This is a genomic window from Microcoleus sp. PH2017_08_TRC_O_A (assembly GCF_020738665.1).
In the GTDB taxonomy this organism is placed as follows: Bacteria; Cyanobacteriota; Cyanobacteriia; order Cyanobacteriales; family Microcoleaceae; genus Microcoleus.
Genome location: NZ_JAEQCE010000093.1, coordinates 1 through 23,336, shown reverse-complemented (window position 1 = coordinate 23,336; position 23,336 = coordinate 1). Strand labels below are relative to the sequence as shown.

The 23,336-nt window shown below is 44.7% G+C and carries 18 protein-coding genes; 7 read left to right on the top strand and 11 right to left on the bottom strand.

Going from position 1 to position 23,336, the window contains the following annotated elements; genetic code table 11:
* Positions 1-26: 26 nt before the first annotated feature.
* The gene (locus JGK22_RS26615; RefSeq protein WP_293186605.1) at positions 27-725 is read right to left on the bottom strand and encodes a methyltransferase domain-containing protein; all 699 of its coding nucleotides are present in this window, start codon (positions 723-725) and stop codon (positions 27-29) included.
* Between the two features lie 384 nt (positions 726-1,109).
* Here JGK22_RS26615 and JGK22_RS26610 point away from each other — a divergent pair, with 384 nt between their 5' ends.
* Positions 1,110-1,427, top strand: a complete 318-nt coding sequence (locus JGK22_RS26610) for a hypothetical protein (protein WP_293186604.1) — start codon at positions 1,110-1,112, stop codon at positions 1,425-1,427.
* Positions 1,428-1,443: 16 nt separating this feature from the next.
* On the opposite strand, the gene JGK22_RS26605 is transcribed toward JGK22_RS26610, so the two are convergent.
* From JGK22_RS26605 to JGK22_RS26590, 4 genes are all read right to left on the bottom strand, one after another.
* On the bottom strand, positions 1,444-1,692 hold the full coding sequence (locus tag JGK22_RS26605; protein ID WP_293186603.1) for a hypothetical protein: 249 nt from the start codon (positions 1,690-1,692) through the stop codon (positions 1,444-1,446).
* A 1,136-nt stretch (positions 1,693-2,828) separates the two neighbouring features.
* Entirely contained in the window at positions 2,829-3,050 is a 222-nt protein-coding gene (locus tag JGK22_RS26600) for a hypothetical protein (RefSeq protein ID WP_293186601.1), read from the bottom strand.
* The gene (locus tag JGK22_RS26595; RefSeq protein WP_293314120.1) at positions 3,047-4,816 is read right to left on the bottom strand and encodes a S8 family peptidase; all 1,770 of its coding nucleotides are present in this window, start codon (positions 4,814-4,816) and stop codon (positions 3,047-3,049) included. Before JGK22_RS26595 ends, JGK22_RS26600 begins: the two co-directional genes overlap by 4 nt.
* Before the next feature lie 29 nt (positions 4,817-4,845).
* Positions 4,846-5,022, bottom strand: coding sequence for a hypothetical protein (locus JGK22_RS26590; RefSeq protein WP_293186597.1), 177 nt, complete (start codon positions 5,020-5,022; stop codon positions 4,846-4,848).
* A gap of 186 nt (positions 5,023-5,208) precedes the next feature.
* Between JGK22_RS26590 and JGK22_RS26585 the strand changes: the two genes are divergently transcribed.
* Together JGK22_RS26585 and JGK22_RS26580 are read left to right on the top strand one after the other, a co-directional pair.
* A complete protein-coding gene (locus JGK22_RS26585) occupies positions 5,209-5,625 on the top strand; it encodes a hypothetical protein (protein WP_293186595.1) in 417 nt (138 codons plus the stop codon).
* Between the two features lie 308 nt (positions 5,626-5,933).
* Positions 5,934-7,661 carry a pentapeptide repeat-containing protein gene (locus tag JGK22_RS26580; RefSeq protein WP_293186594.1) on the top strand — a complete coding sequence of 576 codons (1,728 nt, stop codon included), beginning with the start codon at positions 5,934-5,936 and terminating at the stop codon, positions 7,659-7,661.
* A gap of 205 nt (positions 7,662-7,866) precedes the next feature.
* Here the strand turns inward: JGK22_RS26580 and JGK22_RS26575 are convergent, their stop codons facing one another.
* The gene (locus JGK22_RS26575; RefSeq protein WP_293186592.1) at positions 7,867-8,316 is read right to left on the bottom strand and encodes a transposase; all 450 of its coding nucleotides are present in this window, start codon (positions 8,314-8,316) and stop codon (positions 7,867-7,869) included.
* A 135-nt stretch (positions 8,317-8,451) separates the two neighbouring features.
* On the opposite strand from JGK22_RS26575, the gene JGK22_RS26570 reads away from it, so the two are divergent.
* Positions 8,452-8,823, top strand: a complete 372-nt coding sequence (locus JGK22_RS26570) for a hypothetical protein (RefSeq protein ID WP_293314117.1) — start codon at positions 8,452-8,454, stop codon at positions 8,821-8,823.
* A gap of 115 nt (positions 8,824-8,938) precedes the next feature.
* Here JGK22_RS26570 and JGK22_RS26565 read toward each other — a convergent pair whose 3' ends face one another.
* The 3 genes from JGK22_RS26565 to nirB all read right to left on the bottom strand — a co-directional run bounded on the left by JGK22_RS26565 (position 8,939) and on the right by nirB (position 14,595).
* Positions 8,939-11,032: a HEAT repeat domain-containing protein gene (locus JGK22_RS26565; RefSeq protein WP_293314115.1), complete on the bottom strand. Its 2,094-nt coding sequence runs from the start codon at positions 11,030-11,032 to the stop codon at positions 8,939-8,941.
* Positions 11,033-11,369: 337 nt separating this feature from the next.
* Positions 11,370-11,729, bottom strand: a complete 360-nt coding sequence (gene nirD, locus JGK22_RS26560) for a nitrite reductase small subunit NirD (protein WP_293143783.1) — start codon at positions 11,727-11,729, stop codon at positions 11,370-11,372.
* 301 nt (positions 11,730-12,030) lie between these two features.
* On the bottom strand, positions 12,031-14,595 hold the full coding sequence (gene nirB / locus JGK22_RS26555; RefSeq protein WP_293186588.1) for a nitrite reductase large subunit NirB: 2,565 nt from the start codon (positions 14,593-14,595) through the stop codon (positions 12,031-12,033).
* Positions 14,596-15,283: 688 nt separating this feature from the next.
* Between nirB and JGK22_RS26550 the strand changes: the two genes are divergently transcribed.
* On the top strand, positions 15,284-16,195 hold the full coding sequence (locus JGK22_RS26550) for an alpha/beta fold hydrolase (protein WP_293207213.1): 912 nt from the start codon (positions 15,284-15,286) through the stop codon (positions 16,193-16,195).
* Entirely contained in the window at positions 16,096-19,983 is a 3,888-nt protein-coding gene (locus tag JGK22_RS26545) for an NB-ARC domain-containing protein (RefSeq protein ID WP_293207210.1), read from the top strand. Before JGK22_RS26550 ends, JGK22_RS26545 begins: the two co-directional genes overlap by 100 nt.
* 65 nt (positions 19,984-20,048) lie before the next feature.
* On the opposite strand, the gene JGK22_RS26540 is transcribed toward JGK22_RS26545, so the two are convergent.
* Together JGK22_RS26540 and JGK22_RS26535 are read right to left on the bottom strand one after the other, a co-directional pair.
* Complete coding sequence (locus JGK22_RS26540) at positions 20,049-20,837, bottom strand: ABC-2 family transporter protein (RefSeq protein ID WP_293207207.1); 789 nt, start codon at positions 20,835-20,837, stop codon at positions 20,049-20,051.
* Between the two features lie 151 nt (positions 20,838-20,988).
* Positions 20,989-21,969, bottom strand: coding sequence for an ATP-binding cassette domain-containing protein (locus JGK22_RS26535; RefSeq protein ID WP_293207204.1), 981 nt, complete (start codon positions 21,967-21,969; stop codon positions 20,989-20,991).
* 108 nt (positions 21,970-22,077) lie between these two features.
* Here JGK22_RS26535 and JGK22_RS26530 point away from each other — a divergent pair, with 108 nt between their 5' ends.
* Positions 22,078-22,887 carry a calcium-binding protein gene (locus JGK22_RS26530; protein ID WP_293193734.1) on the top strand — a complete coding sequence of 270 codons (810 nt, stop codon included), beginning with the start codon at positions 22,078-22,080 and terminating at the stop codon, positions 22,885-22,887.
* Positions 22,888-23,336 lie beyond the last annotated feature (449 nt).

Here is a 23,336-nt window from a genome sequence, read left to right as displayed (position 1 = left end):
GCAACTACGTACCTTTGCTCAGTCGCTCAAGAAAAAGTGAGACCTTTTTGATAAATCAAATGTTTGTATGGGAGATTGCGAACATCGGATACACTTACATTATTAGACAACCAAATAATGCCAACAACTTCTCGATAAACTGGTTGGTTGAATTCCACTATTGGTTTTACTTCATGTTTTTCTTGTTCCCAATGCTGTTGGTTTTTGAGTGACGATAACGGGTGAATAGTTGTATCTTGAGAAGAGTTGACCAAGACTCTCCCATAAATTTCATAGTTGGGAACATTGAGTTCTTCAAGAATGTTCTTTACCTGTTGGGCTTGGAGATGTAAAGTATGACCTGTCCAGTCAGACCAATAAAATTTTAGTCCTAAAGATTTTAAGTAGTCATCGGCATCAAAAAAAGGCCCTTTAATAAAAACGAATTTTCTAGAAATTCGGATAGCATTTTTTATGGCTTCTTTGGCATAATCTAATTTAGGTAAATGCTCCAAAGTATGGTTGAGAATTGTAAAATCCACGCAACCATCAGGGAGATCGAGATTGCAAAAATCTCCTTTGATGGCATCATATCCAGCAGCTTTGGCTGATGCTACCTTCTTCGGATCGAGATCGATGCCAAATCCCTTACGCCCTTTGAGTATGTTGATTCCAAATTGAATTGAGCTACCGTTAGAACAGCCAAAGTCTGCAAAATCAAAACTTGTAATATCGAACTCACTCATAATTCTCTTCCAATCAAAATCAAATGTATTGCAACTAGAGATAATTAATTAATACATGATTTTGGTAAGGGTTTCAGGAAAATAGATGTGGTTCTGCGAAGAGAATAGATGCGTTATGCGAGATGTGGCAGTGCATCTGGTTTTGGAAGAGGGCGAAGCATGACCGCATATAAGTTATTAGTTATCATCTCATATTGACTGCGGTCATGCTTCGCCCCTACGGATATCTTCGCTTGCATTGAGATGCACCCGATGTAGCAGTGCAATTTGCCTTTTTTTATATACCGCAAACTTCCAATCTACATCCTTCCCTGATTCAATCCGGATTAAATAGGAAACTTCAGAACAAATAACTATTAACGAACATATCCCCAATAGTACGGTATGCCTAGTCCAAAACCATTGATAACTCGTCCACAGCGTTTAGGTTCATCTAGAACCTACTACAAATTTCAAGGAAAACCTTACAAGCATCTGGAAATAGAGATTAAATTAACTTCTTTAAAAACGATAGCTACTGCTATTTTGTTAGGGGTTCCTTATCTGGGGTTTATTTACGTGTTTTTTTCTGGAGGAGCAAAAGTTATAGCTGTTGGTTTGGTAGTAGTAGGTATCTTGATAGGGGGAACGATCGCACTTTTATACTACTTAAACAGACAAGAGCCTGTCAAACCGCCGACAAATCAAAACAAACGGCGGTAATACCCAGCCCCAAACTCTATTCTGGGGCTGACGCTAGCTCGATCGCTCCATCCGAAATACGATCGCCCCTCCCGACTGCGAAATTCAGATTTTGGGTATCATCAAGCGATCTGTTGAAAATTTTGATACAACTGTCCGGATTGCTACTGAATTCCCAGGAAAGTAGATTAGTAGATGCACCCTGATAATTAACTCCCGACCAATTTTGGCCGGGTTTTTTTTGAGCGATCGCACGCACAGCCGTAAATTCTCGCAAATTTCCCAAATTCTCCGGAAAAAGGTGTGGTGTTACCGGAGAGTAGATTAGTAGATGCACCCTGATAATTAACTCCCGACCAATTTTGGCCGGGTTTTTTTTGTCGATCGCACTTTATGAGCAAATTCTGGCAAATTTCCGAAACTATCCCCTATCCCGAAAGAGGTACGGTACTACCGGAGACTAAATTAGTAGATGCACCCTGATTAATTAACTCCCACGCCAATTTTGGTTTGGGGGTTTTTTTTTGGCGATCGCACTTTATGAGCAAATTCTGGCAAATTTCCGAAACTATCCCGAAAGAGGTACGGTGCTACCGGAGACTAAATTAGTAGATGCACCCTGATTAATTAACTCCCAACCAATTTTGGCCCGGGAGTTTTTTTTGTCGATCGCACCTCAGATCAAATCCGATTGCATAGCCCTGTATTCATCTCCATCTTCTCTCTCTGTGTCCTCTGCGCTCTCTGCGGTTAAATAATTCCGATACAACCGGAAACGATATCAAGCCATCAACTCTGACTAATTTCCCAAACTGTCCGGAACGAGGTACTGTCGCGCCGGAGACTAAATTAGTAGATGCACCCTGATTAATTAACTCCCGCGCCAATTTTGGCCGGGTTTTTTTTGTGTTAAGGCTGATGCTGAAAAAATTTGAGGTAAGTTTCCGGATTGCGCTGGAATTCTGAGGAAGCTTAGTTGGTAGATGCACCCTGATTAATTAACTCCCGACCAATTTTGGCCGGGTTTTTTTTGGCAAAAATTAGATATAACCAGAGGTAGCGACTGTTTGAGGGCTGAAGTATAAGCTCAGAAACCCGGTTTCTAGGAGTTTTGCTCTTGGGTTACGACAAATGTTGAAAGAAACTGAGATCTTGCACCATTCTCAATTACCTTTTTATGAACAGGCAAGATGCCTGTTCCACAAGAAAATTCATCTTTTGTGGAACGGGCATCTTGCCCGTTCTTGAGAATGGTGCAAGATGTGAGAAGAAACCGAGTTGCTGAAATAAATTTTCTAAATTTTCCTGAATGTGGTGCTGTCGGAGCGGAGATTAAATTATGTAGATGCACCCTGATTAATAAACCCCAGCCAATTTTGGCCGGGGTTTTTTTTGATCGAAAGCTGGATCGAGTCGATCGACCTACAACAGATCGAAAGACTGCACCTCAAGCACCGGGCCGATCATCGCAAAAGTCATTACATCCTTGCGGATTTCACCTTTGACGCTGACTTTAAGACCAGCTTTTTTCAACTCAGAAGGAGCATCCTTAAGTTCGTAGGTTTCCCCATCTTCGCCGATTAAAGCCCAAGTGCCCGGGCCTAATCCTTTGCGTTCAATTTCGCCTTTGACTGTAATACTCATGCTGACTGCGCCTCTGTTTTAATAGCCAAACGTGCCAATCCAAAACACAACAAAGCATTGACAATCAAGAATGTTTGTGCTACTAAACCAGTTCCCAATCCCCAAACTGCGGGAGAGAGAACAGCATTCACTGCTAAACAGCTAGCAAAGCCGATCGAAGTTGCGATCGCGATCCACTTCCACTCTCTGTGTCCCAACAGCAAAACAATCAAAATCCCGGGAATTAAAACGCTAGCAAATAAGGGATTCAGCATACTGCTGCCGTTAATTGCACCGCCGAGTTCGGGGATAGAACTACCCATGATTCTCATCGGCCACTGCGGCAAGTCAAATACGAACAAGTTGCGGAGGAAACAGAAGCCAGAACTTCCAGCAATCAAGCCGCCGGAAAAGCCCCAAGTCCACTGGAAGGGGAAATAATTCCGCAAAATGAAAGCCAGCAGGTAAGAACCGAGCACCATGGCAATTTTCGGCAACAGGGCGACTGCACCGCCGTCAATCCAGAAGCGGGGGCTGAGATAGCCGTTGTCGCGCAGCCAGCGGAAGAAGTCGCGGAAGTTGATTTGTCCACGCTGGGCTAGCTGAACTGCTGCGCCTGCGTCTAGATGTCCCGAACCAAAATGGTTTAAGGGGTCTTCTGTGACATTTCGCGAGGATTGCAAGAGTATGCTGCGAATTTGGTCTGGTTCTGTGATGCCGGAGGCTTTGATTAGGGCTGCTACGCCGGCGACGTGGGGAGAAGCCATGCTGGTGCCTTGGTAGGCTTCAAAGACTTCGTTTCCTGTTTCTGGGTCGATCGTACTTTGGAGAATTTTGCCCAGTTCAGAACCACCGGGGGCAGAAATGTCAACCCCGGCGCCGAAATTGGAATAATCGGCTTTTTCTTCGTTGGGGCCGAGGGCAGAAACGCCGATGACGTGGGGATAGCGGGCGGGATAGGAAGCGGAACTTTCGCCGGAGTTGCCTGCGGCTGCGATGATGACAACGCCTTTAGAGTGGGCGTAGTCGATCGCCTCTTCCATTAACTGACTTTCGCCACCGCCACCTAAACTCATGTTGATGACATCTGCGCCATTGTCTGCTGCAAATTTAATTGCTTCGGCAATGTCGGAAACTGTACCGCCACCGCTGCCGCCTAATACTTTGAGCGGCATTAAAGCTGCTTCGTAGGCGATGCCTGCGACGCCGTAGTTGTTGTTAGTTGATTGGGCGACAGTACCTGCGACGTGAGTACCGTGGCCGTGGTCATCGTAGGCTTCGGCGCGATCGTTTACAAAGTCGTAGCCCGGTACAAATTTGGTTTCTTTTAAGTCGGCAACGGGGGTAATGCCGGTGTCAATTATCGCTACTGTTGTACCGCTGCCTTTGGTTTCGTTCCAGGCAGATTCTACGTTGATGCTGCGAAGATTCCACTGCTTGGTATACATGGGGTCGTTGGGAATCTCGAAAGCGCTGTATACGTAGTTCGGTTCAATGTATTCGGTATCTTTAGCCAAATTTGATTTTCTCAGGGCGTTTAGCAAAGTGCGATCGCCCTTGACAACATACACATTATCTGATGTTGAGAATTCGCTGTTGAGTTGCGGTGCGATTTGGTACTGTTGGGCGATCGCATTTACTTCTTTGGCAATCTGGGCAGCACCGATATCTTCGCGGAAATCCAGCACAATCGAGTCGTAAGTGCCTTGAGTAGCCAGTCCTGGGAAATTTGAAATCGCCCAGCCGAGCCCGATTAAAAATAAGCACAAAAGGAAAAACTTTTTCATGGCCGATCGTCCGTTTAGGGAAGGCTTGTTCACCACAATAACCCAATTTTCAGTGCGATCGCCAGTTTTACGGGTGGCGGCTGCTGGATAACTCGCGGGCGGGCCTTTGGTATGTGGTGGTGGGGGCTGCCCGTGCGATCGCAAATTGGTATAATTTCTAGTTTAAATTGCCGAGCAAGTTTGAGGAGTTCAATCAATTGTATCATGAGAGGAGATGGCAAACAAAACCGGGAGTATTTTTTACCAGAAATAATTGGTTTAAAGCCTCTCCCCGATCCGGATAAATTAAAAGAAAACTATTCATTACTCCAATCCTCTTCCTTTTAGGTAGAGGTCGCCCTCATCTGTCAACTGTCAACTGTCAACTGTCAACTGAATGAAAAGGATATTGCATGGAAAGAGGTTTAATGTGGCTGCCGCTGCTGGCACTTTTTATTGCTCTGGCTTGGGCTGGATGGAACGAGTATCAAAAGTTAGAAGCGTATCGCGTCTGGGCGGAACAATTCGCTAAGGCAAAATACGATATTTATGCTGTACTCGGTCAGCAAGAAGACTGTTTGACTTGGGGGAAACCTACTCGCAGCGGCCCTGTGAATTTGCAAAGTTTTTCGTTGAAAAATGTGCAGTCGCTGCGGTTGTTAGTTAACGGTGCTGTGGTAGATTTAGAATCGCCGCCGAATTCTGGAAAAGCGATCGCCATAGAATTTCTGTTAAAAGATACTGCGGCGGTGCAGGTTCCTTTTACAGAAGTTCCTCTAGCAACTAAATGGGCAAAGTATTTGCAACAGGAATTGCAGAGATTTCTCTAAGATTATAGAGTCAATGCCATTTCTGAATCCTCTGATGTCCGGTAGATAGCTCGCAATCAAATAGGTTTGTAGTGAGGGAGCATCTCATTTTTGCAAAAAGCATTTTTTCTTTCAGTGCTGTCCCCGCTCGCGTGCTTTATAAAGCACGCGAGCGGGGACGCTCGCACTACAAATGCAAAACTCAGAGGCTCCCTGTAGTGAGGACTTCAGTCCGCATAAAATCCGAGGACTGAAGTCCTCACTACAAACGAGATAACTGTTATTTTACCCGACTATAAATTGTTTTTTACCTTCCCCTTCCCCTGCGAATGCAAATACAGGAATTTTTACAGCGCTACCAAGAGGGAGAGCGTAACTTTGCTCATATTGACCTCAGCGGTGCTAGTTTAAGCGGTGTCAACCTTCGAGAAATAGACTTAACTGGTGCTAACTTGACGGGTGCTAATTTGAGCTGGTGTTTTTTGAGCAATGCTAAGTTAATTGGGGCTTGTTTGCGCCGCGCGGATCTCCGCAGTGCGGGGATGGCTGGGGCGAATCTGACTGGGGCAAATTTGAGCGGAGCAAATCTTGCGAAAGCAGATTTGCGTCTTGGTTGTTTGGAAGCAGCAGATCTTAATTGGGCGGCGCTGTGCGAGGCGGATTTGGGCGGTGCTAATCTTCAAGGAGTTAAATCTGACCAAATTAATTTAGAAAAAGCTAAACTCGACGGCGCGCAGTTGATGGGGGCGGAATTGATGGAGGCGAATCTCAACCGCGCGAGTCTTGTTGGTGCGAATTTGACGGGTGCTAATTTGCGGGAAGCGCATTTGGTGGAAGCGAATTTGCGATCGGCAATTTTGAGCGGTGCAAATTTGATTGAAGCTGACTTGAATGGTGCGATTTTGCGATCGGCAAATCTGACGGGCGCTGACTTGCACCGAGCTGTGCTGGCGGGGGCGGATTTGACTGAGGCGGTGCTGGATCGGGCTGATTTGAGTCGAGCGAATCTGGCGGGTGCTTATTTATTGAAAGCGAGTTTTAAGCAGGCGCTTTTGCTGCGAGCTAACTTGCAAGAAGTGTATTTGCTGCGGGCGGATTTGAGCGAGGCTAATTTACGCAGTGCTGATTTGCGGAAAGCTGATTTAAGCGGCGCTTATTTGGTGGATTCGATGTTGGCTGAAGCGGATTTAAGAGAAGCTTGTTTGATTGAGTGCCATTTAATTCGGACGGATTTGGAGGGGGCGCAGCTTACGGGGTGCTGCATTCAAAATTGGCAGGTTCAAGATGTCGAGCTGTCTAAAGTTAACTGTCGTTATGTTTTTACTGACTTTGATTATACTGCGAAAGTTGTGGCAAATCGCTTTCCGGTCGATCGCGATTTTGAGTCTGGGGAATTGGGACAGCAGTATCACGAGGAAAGTTCGATTGTGGAGGTGTGTTTTGGTGAGTTTCCTAATTGGGAGGCTTTGGTGTTTACGGTGCGTCGGGTGGAGTTAGAGAGTTGCGAACTTCAGTTGAACATTCAATTTTTTGAGTCTGCCCGAGAGCAAAATTTACTGCGGCTGAGCGCGAACCGTTTGGTGAATGGTAAGATTTTGGGCGATCGCATATTGGCGCTTTATCCAGATATGTTGGAAAAGGTTTTAGCTAAGGGCGCTGAAATTTTGATTTTGCTGGGATTGGCTGTTGCGGATAACGGTTCGCAGGAGGAGTCAGCAACACCGCAGCCACCAAGGCCGCTCCCAAAAGAGGTGTTGCTCAGAAGACAGGAAATCTACGAGCGAATGGTGCGCCAAATTTCGTTTATTTTGATGTCTCAGACGCCGGATAAATTCTCTGAAAGCGTACAGCGGTTGTTGGATTATTTGAAGCAGGAAGGTGTTCCGACAGAGCAGATTCAGAAGAAAGTAATCAGTCAGGCGATCGTGGAGCGGGCCAAGCAAGACGCGGGTTTTCGGGAACAGTTGTTGAGGTGGGAGAAAACGGCGTCGGCGAGTATTCGCTGTTCGATGATGGGGGAAGCGGTGCGATTTGCGATCGCCCTTTTGTGGGAATGAATAGGGAGCATCTCAGTTTTGCATTTAGAGTGCTGTCCGGAGCTCGCGTATTGTACACGCGAGCGGGGACGCTCGCACTGTTTCTGCGTACACAAAAGCCCGCGAGTTTCTCGAAAGCCCGCGAGCGGGGACGCTCGCACTGTTTTTTTGCGATCGCGTGTTTCACCCCGGGCCGCGAGCGGGGACAGCACTTTTTGTCGTCAGATTAGCTGTTTTCCCAGAAAAAAGGATATTTTTCAGGTGTATCTGATAAGTTAGCTTTGACAGGATTTTGTTTAATATATTCCCAGGTATTGATAAAATGTTGGTGGCTGTTAATAATTTCCGCGTGTCGCCCATCTTGCCAAACTTTACCGATATGCTTCATTACTTTAGGAATCTCGGTTGAACTGAAACCTTTAAGACTATGAAGCAAGCTTCCAATTGACCAGTCTTGAGAATCAGACTTCGGAAAAGGCTGAAGCAAAAGATGTACGTGATCTGGCATAATAACGGCAGCGAATAGTTGATATCTTTGGTTGTGAAAGTGCAAGGTAGAATCTAGAACAACTTGTCGAGCCGGTGGAGTTAGTTCTAGTCTTTCCCAGGTAACGAATGTTATAAAATGGATATTCTTGGGGAGTGGTAATTGAATAAAATCTTGTTTCAATGACATTGATTTACCTCATTTAATTGCAAATTGGATTGAGTGCCAGGGACGGCGTGGAAAAATTGGCAAAAATCGCCGGAAATCCTACAGTGCGAGCGTCCCCGCTCGCGTGGAAAAATACCCATCGCTCGCGGATCAAAATTGGCAAAAATCGCTGGAAATCCCACAGTGCGAGCGTCCCCGCTCGCGTGGAAAAATACCCATCGCTCGCGGATCAAAATTGGCAAAAATCGCCGGAAATCCTACAGTGCGAGCGTCCCCGCTCGCGTGGAAAAATACCCATCGCTCGCGGATCAAAATTGGCAAAAATCGCCGGAAATCCCACAGTGCGAGGAAAAATACCCATCGCTCGCGTGGAAAAATACCCATCGCTCGCGTGGAAAAATACCCATCGCTCGCGTGGAAAAATACCCATCGCTCGCGTGGAAAAATCAACATCAATTCGGTACAAGAATCAACATCAATCGTGCGGCAAAATCAATATATAGCCTTTCTCAAAAAGATGAGGTATAACTGACAGCTCATATAACCACTAAACTAAGAAGGGCCCAAGCCCAACAACATACCTCATCTTTCTGAGCACCGTTATAAATAGCCCGATCGCACTATTCCTCCACCAGCCAACCAATTACCAATCTTGACTCGCCAGTTGGCGGCCCGCTAAAGCCCGCACTTGCTCGTCTGCATCGGCAACTGCGAGCGATCGCACCAATCGCAAAGTTTCCTCATTTTCGGGATAATGTTCGATAATTGCTTCGAGTGCTGTAAACCGGGGATTGTAAGCAAAAGAACCTGTTCTATCGTAGGCATCGGTAAGAGCTCTGTGGCGCAAAAACTCAAACATTCCCGGTTCGTCCTTCCATCCCCGAATTAACTCTACCAGAGCGATCGCCCGCACCTGCGAATCATCATCCTGCTCGGCCCTAATTTTCAGCCACTCAAAAGTTTGAGACTCATTTGTCCGCCCCCGGGCTAACTTTTGCAAAGCAATTTTCCTAACAGCCGAACTCTCATCGCCCTCTGCTTTAGCCTCCAACATCCGCAAAGTTTCAGCACCATCGGGCCAATTGCGAGCAAGTTCCTGCACCGCCACCTCACGCACCTCCTCATCCCCAGCATCAAGCTGAATTTTCAACCAAGACAAGGTTTCCGGCTCTTGCGGCCATCCCCGCGCTATTTCTCGCACCAGCACGCTCAGCAAGTGAGAATTGGGCTCCGACTCCGCCAGTTGTTTGAGAAAAGGCAGCGTCTCGCCCCGGTGTCCCCAGCCTCTTGCTATCTGTTCCACCGCAGTTTCTCGGACGTTGATGTGTCTGTCTGATTCAGCCAGAATTTTCAACCATTCAAAGACTTCGAGACTGGCTGACGGTAAGGTGGCTGCGGCTACTACTACCACTTGCCGCACAGTCCAATAATCATCTGAGTTCGCAATTTTTTGCAGCAGGGGCAGTGTCTCTGGGCTGTCGGGCCAACAGGAGGCAATTTGTTGCAAGGCTATTTCGCGCAGTTCGGCGTCGAGATCGCTCGTAGCTATATTTTGCAAAAAAGCCAGAGTTTCGGGCTTAGATGGCCAGCCAGAGGCAATTCCTTGGACTGCCGCCTGCCGGACGGTGGAACTCGCGTCGGACTGGGCGAGACTTTTCAGCAGCGGGTAAATATCTGGTTCGCCCGGCCAGCGCGAGGCCAATTCTTCGATCGCCGCTGTTCGCACTTCTTCGTTGCTGTCGGAGGTGGCTAGGGTTTTCAGCAGCAAGCAAACCTCGTCATCGGCGGGCCAACCCGCTGCCAATTCCCGCACCGCTACTGTTCGCAGGGTAGAACTTCCTGTCTGGGCAAGGTTTTGAAGCTGGGACACCGTGCCTAAAACGCTGTGCCAACCTCTGGCTATTTCTTGCCACGCTACGACTCGCACTCCCAAATTTTCGTCGGATTCGGCGGCCGTTCTCAGCAGCAGCAAGGTATCTGTGCGATCGGGCCAATGAGAGGCCAACTGTTCCAGGGCGCAGGTGCGGACTGCGGGACTGCGATCGGATTGAGCCAGAACCGCCAGCAGCGGCAAGGTATCGCTGTTAGAGGGCCAACCAGAAGCCATTTCTTCGATTGCAGCCGATCGCACTGCCCAGCTTCGATCGGATTTAGCGAGGTTTTTGAGCATCAGGTAAATTTCTGGTTCGTCAGGCCAACCGCAGGCTATGGCTTTGACTGCTGTGGCGCGGACTTCGCCGCTGTCGCTGGAGTGTGCTAGTATTTTGAGCCAAGGCAGGGTTTGCGGGTCGTTTTTCCAAGTTTGGGCGATCGCGGCGATCGATCGATAGCGAATTTGATAAGTTTCCTGCAATTCTTCAGCGCTTTGATAAAGAATCAGAAAAACCGTACCGTATTGCGATAACTTTTTTAAAGCGTTTAACAGTTTTTTTTCTGTTGTTTCATTGATGCCATTTTTAACTCTTGATAGGCATTCTGCTGCTAAAAATAAATTAATAAATTTTTCTTGTTGACCATTTTGAGTTATCAAATATTCTATAACTTCGCTCGCTGTTTCTTTGTCGAGCTTGGCTGCAATTTCTCGGAGGAATTCGTGCAAAGATTCATCTCGCCAGTGCTGGCCGAAAACTTGTGTTTGGAGTTCGGCCCCAGTCAGTTGACCTGTTTTGAGTTGTGCGTCGATTAACTCTGCCACTGTCTGGGGATTATTTTCGACAACAAGTTTTTTTAATAACATAGTGATATCCTACCCCCTAAAGTTTGTTTGGATTGAAAATCTGAAATAAGACGCTCGCGGTTGAAACGGCTTCTATAGATACAAAACCCGCTTGTATAGCGGATTGAAAACCGAGTGGTTGAAATTACGCTATCTTCTTTACACCGTGCAGGCGGACGAAAGTTTGACTGTAGATGCGATTTCTACCGCTGTCCGATCCAGATTGTAGTATGCAGCCGATCGACTCTATTTTATAGCAAAACCAGTGGCTCGATCGCGCCCCAATGCAAAATCCGCCACCACCCAATCGGAATGTTGGGTGTTGGCGGATGGATCTCGAACAATTGGGGCGTTGAATCTAGCTAGCTGCTACTTGAACGCGATCGCCTGCAACCCGAACCCGAAAAGTCGGAATTGTTACCGTTTCATCGTCCAAACACTGGCCAGTAGCCAAGCTAAAATTCTGCTTGTAAATCGGAGAAGCAACTTTTAGAGTGCCGCTGCGATCGCCCACAAGTCCTCGGGACAACACAAAAGCCTTGCTAAACGGGTCGTAATTGCTCAAAGCATACAGTTCATCCCCGTTTCCCACTCGGAAAACAGCCACTTGTTCCCCAGCCACCAAAGCACAAACTCCTGTATTTGGGGCGATCGCATCCAGGGAGCACACATCTACCCAAGTTGTTACTGTATCGGAAACCTGTAATGATTGAACCATTTTTTTCCTGTTAATTTAATACGACTAATCTCATTCCCAGTCTACGGCTTTCATCCTATCAACAATTGGCTAAAACCTACGAGCGCTCTCGTTTGTCTGGGAGCATCGATCCCCCTCGCATCCCCCTTTTTAAGGGGGACGCAAGATAATACTCCTGTTCCTCCCTTTTTTTAATGGGGTTAGGAGAACTTTGATAATACTCCTGTCCCCCCCTTTTTAAGGGGGGTTAGGGGGGATCCGGGGCTTTGCCTAAAACAATCAAGCTGACAATAGGTTTAAGTTCAAGTTGACACGCTTGGAATTATTCCGAAACTCCAGCTAGAGCCTTTTCATCCTCGTAAGCAGGGCGATTTTGTCCCCGTTCCTCGACACGAACAATACTCGGATCTGGCAAATCGGAATTCACAAAATGCTGGAATCGCTGCACCTTTTGCGGGTCTTCAATCGTCGTTTTCCACTCGCATTGATAAGTATTCACCAAATGCTCCATCTGCGCCTCTAACTCAGCACAAATGCCCAGAGAATCCTCAATTACCACCTGCTTCAAGTATTCAATACCGCCCTCAAGCTTGTTCAACCAAGTAGCGGTACGTTCCAGGCGATCGGCCGTGCGAATGTACAAGACCAAAAAGCGATCGATATACTTAATCAAAGTTTCCTTATCGATATCCGCCGCCAGCAAAACCGCGTGCTGCGGCTTAATCCCCCCGTTACCGCACACGTACAAATTCCAACCATTCTCAGTAGCAATAATCCCAAAATCCTTGCTTTGAGCTTCCGCGCATTCGCGAGTGCAGCCAGAGACAGCAGACTTGAGCTTGTGGGGCGATCGCAAACCGCGATAGCGCAACTCAACCTCGATCGCCAAACTCGTCGAATCCTGCACCCCAAAGCGGCACCAAGTGCTACCAACACAAGATTTGACAGTCCGCAAAGCCTTACCGTAAGCGTGTCCAGACTCAAATCCCGCATCAATCAAGCGGTGCCAAATATGCGGCAACTGATCCACCCGAGCACCAAGCAAATCGATCCGCTGTCCGCCAGTAATCTTAGTATAAAGCCCAAAATCCCTGGCAACTTCTCCCAAAGCAATCAACCTCTCCGGCGTAATTTCTCCACCCGGGATGCGCGGTATCACCGAATAAGTACCGTCGCGCTGAATGTTTGCCAAATAGTAATCGTTGGTATCTTGCAAACCGACGTGAGACTTCTCTAGAATATGGTCGTTCCAAGTAGAAGCCAGCATCGAAGCCACAGCAGGCTTGCAAATTTCGCAGCCGTGCCCTTTGCCGTGTTTGGCGATCGTCTCATCAAAGCTTTTCAGCTCTTGAGAGCGCACCAAATGGTACAATTCTTGACGGGAATACTCAAAATGTTCGCAGAGATGATTTTTGACCGCAAACCCGGCTTTCTTCATCTCCGACTTAAAGATGTCCGTCACCAAAGGCACGCAACCGCCGCAGCCCGTACCAGCTTGAGTGCATTTCTTGACACTGCCGACATCAGTTAAATTGCGATCGCGAATCGCCTCACAAATCTGCCCTTTACTGACATTATTGCAAGAACAAATTTGAGCAGAATCCGGCAGACTCTCCACACCAAAACCAGCAGGTGCTCCGCCTTCGCGCGGTGGCATCAACAAATCTTCTGGATGTGGCGGCAAAGCAATATCATTTTGCATGAATTGCAGCAAAGTGCCGTAAGCAGAAGCATCTCCGACGAGAATACCGCCTAAAATTCGGCTACCATCTTGATTTAAAACTAATTTCTTGTAAGTGCCTTGGAAATTGTCAGCAACAACAATCTCTTTAGCACCGGCAGAATTCGCAAAAGCATCACCAAAACTCGCCACATCCACACCCAAAAGTTTCAGTTTTGTGGACATATCCGCACCAGTGAAAGTGCTAGTGGGACGGGCATCTTGCCCGTCATCCGCAGCGCTGCTCAAAATATCTGCTGCTACGCCAGCCATTGTATAACCAGGGGCAACTAAACCGTAGATGCGATTTTGATAAAGTGCACATTCGCCGATCGCATAAATATCAGAATCCGAAGTTTGGCAGCTATCATTAATTATAATACCGCCGCGTTCTCCCACTGCAATCTCGCAACCTCGGGCAATTTCATCTCGGGGGCGAATACCAGCAGAAAACACAATCATATCCGTTGCCAATTCCGAACCATCAGCAAACAGCATTTTAGTAACTTTGCCATCTTCGCTGACAATTTCGGTGGTAGATTTGCTAGTGTGAACCGAAACCCCCAACTCCTCAATTTTGTTACGGAGAATCGCACCACCAACCTCATCAACTTGCACTGGCATCAGCCGCGATGCAAACTCAACCACATGAGTTTTCAAACCCATATTTTGGAGAGCATTAGCGCACTCCAAGCCTAACAAACCGCCGCCAATTACTACACCTATTTTGCAATTTTTAGCATAATCTGACATCGCCTCCAAGTCGTCAATTGTCCGGTAAACAAAAGTACCAGCCGCGTCTTTGCCTTTGATAGGCGGTACAAATGGATAGGAACCGGTGGCGAGAACAATTTTGTCGTAGGGAACTTCTAAACCGTTGGCTGAAGAGACAGTTTTTTGTTCGCGATTGATGGCGACTGCTTTGTCGCCGATGTGAATTTGAATACCATTTTCTTGATAAAATCCCGGTGCAACTAGAGATAAATCTCCCGCCGTTTTCCCAGAGAAAAATCCGCTGAGGTTTACGCGATCGTAAGCAACGCGCTGCTCTTCACAGAAAGTAATTAAATTCCAGCATTTGGCAGCATCCGAGCTCACCATTAACTCTAGGAACTTGTGACCTACCATACCATTGCCAATTACAATCAGATTTTTTTTGGCTGTCATTAGAATCTCTTTTATCTCGTTTATCCGTCGTTGGTTTTATTAATATAAGAATTTTTTGTAAATTTTTGTATTAATAGATACAAAAAATAATATTTTATGCAATTGTTGAATGCTCGCGATTGCATTTTTGCATGATAGACTTCTTGCCTAAATCTTTGATTGTATAGATAGACAGATCCGTCGAGGTAGAGCGACACATATCGACGCAGATAATTTCAAGAATTGAGAGTGAATGAATGCAATTGGATGCGTTTTTTTCAATCAAGGTGTAATACCATTTTTTTAAAGTTATGACAGACTTTTGCAAACTAGGGAAACGAGATAATTACAACGTCTTGTCGTCCTTTATCTTTATCAGATCTTTAGAAAAATGGTATAAGCTATGATAGCTTGCACTTCGTCGCGAGCGAAAGTAAAATTGATCATTCCTGGCACCGCCTCAATAGGCGAGTTCGCTTTAATCTTCAATACAAATCCGAATTCTAATAAACTAGCCCCGGTCGCTATCTTGTCGTCGATTGACTGGCCAAGAGATGAAATGAAAATCCCCTGTCCAGACTAATTTTGAGCGAAGCAAAAAGAGAAAGGGAGAACTGGATGAGGAAGCGAACAATAGATCTATGCTTGTCAATAATACCTTCATTCGTTATAATCTTATCAGAGTTTGTTGCAGTAAAAGGAATCTAGGATGTTTGGTAAAAAAACTACAGACTCGCAGCCAAATGAAGACAGGAACATGACGGGTTTGATTAAAATATCAGGTTGCGACAACCCCAGTCGGCGAGGGGATGTAGTTTTTGTCCACGGTTTGGCCGGTCATGCTTGGAATACTTGGCATTGGCAAAATCCTAGCGCTCCCGATTACCAAAAAGATAATTTTTGGTTGAATTGGCTGGGAAATGATTTAAAAGATGTCGGGATTTGGAGTTTTGGTTATGATGCAGCACGATTCAGGGCTAGCGGTTCTGCTATGCCGCTATTTGACCAGGCTAGTAACTTTTTAGACGATTTAGAAAATTTTAACATCGGCGATCGCCCGATAATTTTTGTTACTCACAGCATGGGTGGGTTGCTGGTTAAAAAAATGCTGAGTACCGCAGAAAATTTTTCGCGAAATAAACGAAAAAAGGCGGTAATTGAATCTAGCAAGGGCATTGTATTTTTATCTACTCCCCATCTTGGCTCTGATGTTGCTCAATGGGTACAATCTTTGACGGGCTTTTTGACTACAGTTAATGTTGAAGAATTAAAAACTCACGCATCGCAGTTACGCGAACTTGATGAATGGTATCGGCAACACGTTGATGAGTTTGGGATTGAGACAAGAGTTTATTATGAAACCAGGCCGACTAGCGGTATTTTAATTGTTAATGCTAGCAGTGCCAATCCCGGTATTAAAGATGTAAAACCAACTGCGGTAGAAGCAAATCACGATACCATTGCTAAACCGCAAGCGGGAGATAAAAAAGTCTATTTGGGTGTGAAAAATTTTATTGAGGATTGTTTCCCGCAGCAAAAATCTCTTCCTCCCGGCGATACTTCAGTTATCCAACCGCAAATTATTGCGGAGAAAAGCGAAGACCCTTATCAGCCTCTTTAATTGATGGTGTTAAATTAAAGAGGCCAAAAATATTTCAAGCACCACTTTTACCAGAACACTATGTAGATCGTCCAGAAATTAGCCGCGATTTAAAACAGCGGTTGCTGGCTAACGATCGAACTTTAGTTGTTAGTGCAATTCACGGTTTGGGATCGGTTGGTAAATCGACTTCAGCCGCAGCTTTAGCGCATGACGGAGATATCCAAAATCATTTTAGCGACGGTATACTTTGGGCAACTTTAGGTCAAGAACCTAACGTTCTCCAAAAATTAAGTCATTGGGTGCATGATTTAGGGGATTATAATTATCCCGTTACGGATATGCACAGCACGTCACTGCATTTGCGTACCCTACTAATGGATAAAGCAATGCTGTTGGTAGTTGATGATGCTTGGATAGATAAAAATAACGGGTGGGAATATGTAAAAGCATTTAATGTTGGCGGTTCTCGCTGTTGTCTGTTAGTAACTACTCGCGATGGTTCGATCGGGAATGTGCTTGGTGCTAACACTTATCCCCTAGATGTAATGACAAAAACACAAGCGTTAGAGTTATTGACGCAGAAAATCAAAACACTAGGGAAGCAACTAGAAGCAAGTGAAATTAAGTCAGCAAAAGCTTTAGCTGAGGCTGTTGGTTATTTACCATTAGCGTTAGAATTAGCGGCTGTACAAGTTGCAAATGGTACTACTTGGCAAGCTTTGATTGCAGATATACAGCAAGAAATTGCTCGGTTAAGATCGTTGCAAGACCCCGGAATCAGGAATATTGGTTATGATGATAAGTTTAAAAAAGTCAGTTTGCAAGCATCATTAAATCTGAGCATTAAGCGGTTAGAAGAAAATGACCGAGAGTGTTTTGCTTGGTTGGGCGTGTTACCGGAAGATGCAAACATTACTCACCTAATGACAGCGACACTTTGGGATATAGACGAACGAGATGCAAGCGAAACTTTGATGTTTTTCCGCAGTCAAGCGTTGTTATTACCTGGTGTGACTCTGGCTGATGGGACAATAACTTATAGATTGCACGATTTATTCCACGATTTAGCACGGAATTTGTTAACTGCATCCCCAAAACCAAAACGTCAAGGCGATTTGCTGGGGTTGGGGATAAACTGGAAAGATGCTCACGTTCAACTACTAGATAAATACCAACAGCAAACAGCAGATAATTATTGGCATACTCTACCAGATGACGGTTATATTCATCAATATTTAGTTTGGCATTTAGAAAAAGCAAGGAAAATAGCAGAAATTCACCAGCTATTGCGGGAAGAGTCAGCGAGCGGTCATAATGGCTGGTATGAAGTGCGGGAAAAATTAGGTCAAGTAGCAGGTTTTTTAACGGATGTTTCGCGTGCTTGGGAATTAACAGAATCTGAGTTTGAAAAAAATCCATCGCACGTTATCAGTTTACAATGTAAATATGGGTTAATCGTGTCTTCTTTGAATAGTTTGTCGGCAAATATACCAGAAGCATTGCTGGTTGTGCTGGTAAAAAATGGATATTGGAAACCAGAACAAGGGTTAGCTTATGCTTTGCAAAAACCAGATTTAGTAGCTAAAGCATATTCATTAATTGCGATAGCTGATTATTTGCCAGACAAGCTAAAAAAGCAAGCGTTGTCAACAGCATTAGAAAAAATACCTCAAATTCAGAATGAATACTATCATGATAAATCCACTCGCGCGCTTGTCCTCTCATCTTTAGTAGAAAAGTTGCAGTCGAAAAATTTGTATTCCGAAGCATTAGAAATCATACATCAAATTCAGGATGAATCTTCTCGGGCCGATCTACTATCATATTTTTTAGCAGAAAAATTGCCGTCAGAAGACCTGTACTCTCAAGCATTAAAAATAGCACGTAAAATTAGGGATCAGTCCGATCGCGCTAAAGTTATTTCATCTTTATCGGAAAAATTACAGTCGGAAACTTTGTACTGCGAAGTATTAGAAATAATAAGTCAAAGTTTGCATGAGTCCGATAGAGCAGAAATTTTATCATATTTAGTTAAAAAAATACCAGCAAATTTGTACTCGGAAGCATTAGAAGTAGTACGTAAAATCTGGGATGAATACCATCGCGCTCGTGTCCTCTCATCGTTAGTGGCAAAATTACCAGAAAATTTGGATTCGGAAGCATTAGAAACAGCACGTCAAATTCAGCATGAAAAGTATCGCGCTCGTGTTCTCTCATCTTTAGCAACAAAGTTACAATCGCAAAATTTATACTCAGAAGTATTAGAAATAGCACGTCACATTCAGGATGAATACTCTCGCGCTGATGTTCTCTCATGGTTATCGGAAAAATTACCAGAAAATTTGTATTCGGCAGCATTAGAAACAGCAAGTCAAATTCATGATGAATATAATCGCGCTCGTGTTCTCTCATCTTTAGCAACAAAGTTACATTCAGAAAAGCTACATTCGGAAAATTTGTATTCGGAAGCATTAGAAACAGCCGCTCAAATTCATTCTGAATTGGAGCGCACTCATGTTCTATCATCTTTAGCGGAGGAATTGCCAGAAAATTTATACTCGAAAGCATTAGAAATAGCGAGTCAAATTCAGAATGAATACTCTTGCGCTGAAGTTCTATCATGTTTATCAGAAAAAATACCAGAAAATTTATACTCAAAAGCATTAGAAATAGCACGTACAATTCAGAATGAATACTATCGCGCTGGTGTTATCTCATCGTTAGCGACTAAGTTACAGTCGGAAAACTTGCACTTGGAAGCATTAGAAACAGCAGGTAAAATTCAGTATGAATTCGATCGCGCTACAGTTCTCTCATCTGTGGTACTCAAGTTACCCAAAAAATTGTATTTTGAAACATTACAAACAACACGTCAAATTCATGATGAAGAAGCTCGCTCTATAGTTCTCTCATCTTTGGTGAAAAGTCTACCAGAAAGTTTGTATTCGGAAGCATTAGAAATAGCTCGTCAAATTCGTTCTGGAAAGTATCGCGCTAGTGTTCTCTCATCTTTAGCGACAAAGTTACAGTCTAAAACTTTGTACTCGGAAGCATTAGAAACAGCACGTCAAACTCAAGATGAATTTTATATTTATAAATTTCTCTCGTCTTTGGCGGAAAAGTTACCAGAAAATATGTACTTGGAAGCATTAGCAACAGCATGTCAAATTCAAGATGAATTGTATCGCGATCGCGTTTTCTCATCTTTGGCGGTAAATTTACCAGAAAATTTGTACTCGGAAGCATTAGTAACAGCACGTCAAATTCAGGATAAATCTACTCGCGCTGAAATTCTGTCATCATTAGCGGAAAAATTACAGTCTAAACTTTTGTACTCGGAAGCATTAGCAACAGCACGTCAAATTCAGGATAAATCTACTCGCGCTGAAATTCTGTCATCATTAGCGGAAAAATTACAGTCTAAACTTTTGTACTCAGAAGCGCTAGAAATAACAAGTCAAATTCAGTCTGAATACGATCTCGTTAAAGTTCTCTTATCATTAGCGGAAAAATTACCAGAAAATTTGTACTCAGAAGCGCTAGAAATAATACGTCAAATTCAGTCTGAATCCGATCGCGCTAAAGTTCTAAGTTCTTTACTTAACACAATGTCATCATCCCAACAAAAAAATGAGGTATACAAAATGTGGTTAGAAATCATGAAAAGCACTTTATCTAAACTCAAGCGCAAGGAATTTCAGGAAAATATAAGTGTTCTAACACCAGTAATTTATAAATTAGGTGGCAAAGATGCAATTATGGAAATTGTTACCGCCATTCAAGATGTCGCGCGATGGTGGCGTTAGAATGTAACAGTTGACAGCGAAAATCAGATCTGGGTTTTTGCTGTTCATTGTCCACTGTCAACTGTTTAAGCTCCCATCCCTGAATACTGTTTCAAACCCTGCCGCCACAGCCAGCGATTCCACACAAAAAACACCACGCCCCAACCCAGCATCACCAACAAACCACGGCCGATATCTACGGGTAATCCGATTAAAATTGAAGCTGGAAAATGAATCAAATAAGGAAACGGAGTCCACAAAACCACTGCGCGCACCTCCGGGGGAAACACTTCTAACGGTGCGATAAGTCCCGATAAAAATAGGTAAATTAAAAACCAGAATTGCTCGATCGCACTTGCGCGCTCTATCCAAAAAGCAAACAGCGCAAAGGTATACTGGATCAGGAACCGCAAGCAAAAAGCCAAGACGACAACCAAGGAAAACAGCAAAAACCTGCCCAAACTCGGCACCCAAAAAGACTGTGGGTAAAGTGCAAAAAACAGCAGCACTAATCCGAATACAAAAGGTAGCCTCGCAAACCTTTCGGAAACATGAGATGCGAAGTGATGCCATACTGGATCTAGAGGCTGCAACAATCTATTAGATAACTTGCCTTGGACTACTTCTTTTTCAAACTCCCAAATCACCCAAACAACATTAGTTTGTCGGACAATGAAAGCTGCCAAAAAGTAACGGGCAAAGTCGATCGCCTTTAGCCCAAACTGACCACTTTCTGATGCTTGCATCCACACGCCCATCAAGATAAACGGCAAAGCTCCCGACAGGGCCCACAAAAACAATTCTGCCCGGTATTCGAGCATATAAGCGTAGTAAGTCAGTAGCAAAGTTTTAGCAATTCTGATGATTCTTTTCATATCAATCTCACTAAAAAAATTATAGGTAAAGGTACGTTGTTGGGCTTTAGCCCTCTTTCGGCGTATATAGAAAGAGGGCTGAAGCCCAACAACGTACCTATCTTTATCTTGAGAATAAAACACCTTGCTTTTTAGGTAATCTGGGGGAACTCTACACTTTTCCCGTGCGAAAAACTCGACCGATTACCTCTTCAATTGGCGGATCTGTGACAGTCAAATCTATCACTTCCAACTGGGCTAAAATCTTCGACACGCTCGCCGTCAGCTCCTCCCTTTTGACCAAAAACCGGACTGAATTACCTTCAATAGATTCTACCTCGCCGTAAGCAAAAGCGCTATCTTTTGCTAGCGGTTCGGCTAATTTTACCTGGACTTCTCGGTAAGGTGCAAACCTGTCGAGCAATCCGTCCAAACTGCCATCATAAACTAATTGCCCTTCATGGATTAACAAAACACGCTTGCATAAAGCCGTAATGTCAGCCATATAGTGACTTGTCAAAAGCACAGTTGCTTGATAGCGCTCGTTATATTCTCGCAGAAATTGCCTGACACTAAACTGTGCGTTGATATCCAAACCTAAAGTCGGTTCATCTAAAAATAATACCTCCGGTTGGTGCAGCAGTGCGGCCATCAATTCCGCTTTCATTCGCTCGCCTAAAGACAGCTTGCGTACCGCCTGATTTAATTTGCCTTCTAGTGACAGCATTTCTGTCAATTCTCCAATTCGCTGTCGGTAATCTCGATCGGGAATGCCGTAGACTGCGGCATTGATTCGCAGAGAGTCGAGTACGGGTAAATCCCAAATTAACTGCTGTTTCTGCCCCATAACTAAGGTGATTCTTTGCAGAAAAGCTGCTTCGCGGCCAAAAGGAGTACGATCGCACACAGTGACAGTACCATCAGACGGGTAAATCAAACCAGTCAACATTTTCAGCGTCGTAGTTTTGCCCGCACCGTTAGCGCCGAGAAACCCCACCACTTCACCAGGTTCAATACTGAAAGAAACGCCCTCAACTGCTTTGATATTGCGGTAAGTGCGCTTAAAAAAGTGCTGCATGGTTCCTTTCAGTCCCGGTTCCTTAATCGCTACGGGATAAACTTTGCTTAAGTCTTTAACTAAGATAATTGGCATTGGCTCTAGTTTTAACTTTTATTTTAATGTGCGATCGCGCGATCGGGTTGTGCCAAGCTGTAGAATATTACAAGATATCCATTATCACATCGCACAAAATTTACAACTATGGTACTCACCCCCGATAATTCTGGCATCCCTCGCTTGGTAGGAGACAATACTGCTGAAAATATTACACTTGCACCGGGACAACTTGCCAGTTTTCCTGGGGGAGTTTGGATGCTGGGCGGCAATGATACTGTCAGGGGCGCGTCAGATGCAGAAAGGATTTTCGGCAACGATGGTAAAGACAGTCTGTTTGGCGGTGCCGGCGATGATTCTATTTACGGCGGCAAAGCTGATGACGATGTTTTGGGAGAAGCTGGAAACGATTTCTTGACGGGAGATAAAAATAGTGATTTCGTTGATGGCGGCGTGGGAAATGATTTGCTGCGCGGGGGGCAAGGTGTTGATTTGTTAGTCGGTGGTGACGGCAACGATACTTTAATTGGCGACAGAGATGTGGATGTTTACAAAGGAGGTGCGGGCAACGATGTCTTTGTTTTGAGAGTCGATCAAGCTGGACTTAGATTAGTTGGAAATGAAGTTCCTGACGCCGTAATTATCGATTTTGATAAGTCTAGCGATTCAATCGGAATTAGTACGGCATTCACCAGCAGCAATATCACTTTTGAACAAGTGAGTTATAGTTTAAACGATCCGAGACTACTGTTACTCGATCCAGGAAGTATCTCGGGGGGAACGAGTTTGTTAGCCAAGGGCGGCATCTCGCAGCAAAGTCTCGATCCCGATCGTAATGGGCGTGTGGAAGCTACTAATATTAGATTCGGTTTTACTAATGCTTTGTTGGGGACTGTGTTGAATGTGACTCCGGCAGATTTAAACGGGCGTTTGATTAATGCTAGTTCTCTGCTTTAATCTGTAGGTGTAGGGTGCGAAATACGCACCTTATTAGAAAGATGAGGTACGTTGTTGGGCTTGGGCCCTCTTAGTATTTATGATATAGTAAGCGAGGTCGCATCAAAAACTCCATTTACAGTCATACCTCATCTTTCTGATAAATGCTATATGCACCTTATTAGACTTGAATTAAATAAATCTGACTTTGATACATAAACCGCAGATGATTTTCTGCTCGCTGGAAATGAATGCAATTGCTCGTCTACTAATAATACCAATTATAGAAGAATTCTTGGTACAATATTTGAGGTTGAGTTTGTTTGCTCGACAAAGATTGGATCAAGGTACGTTGTTGCGCTTCAGCGCTCTTTATATATATTCGGAAAGAGCGCTGAAGCGCAACTACGTACCTAATTTTTCGTTTTTTATATATATTCGGAAAGAGCGCTGAAGCGCAACTACGTACC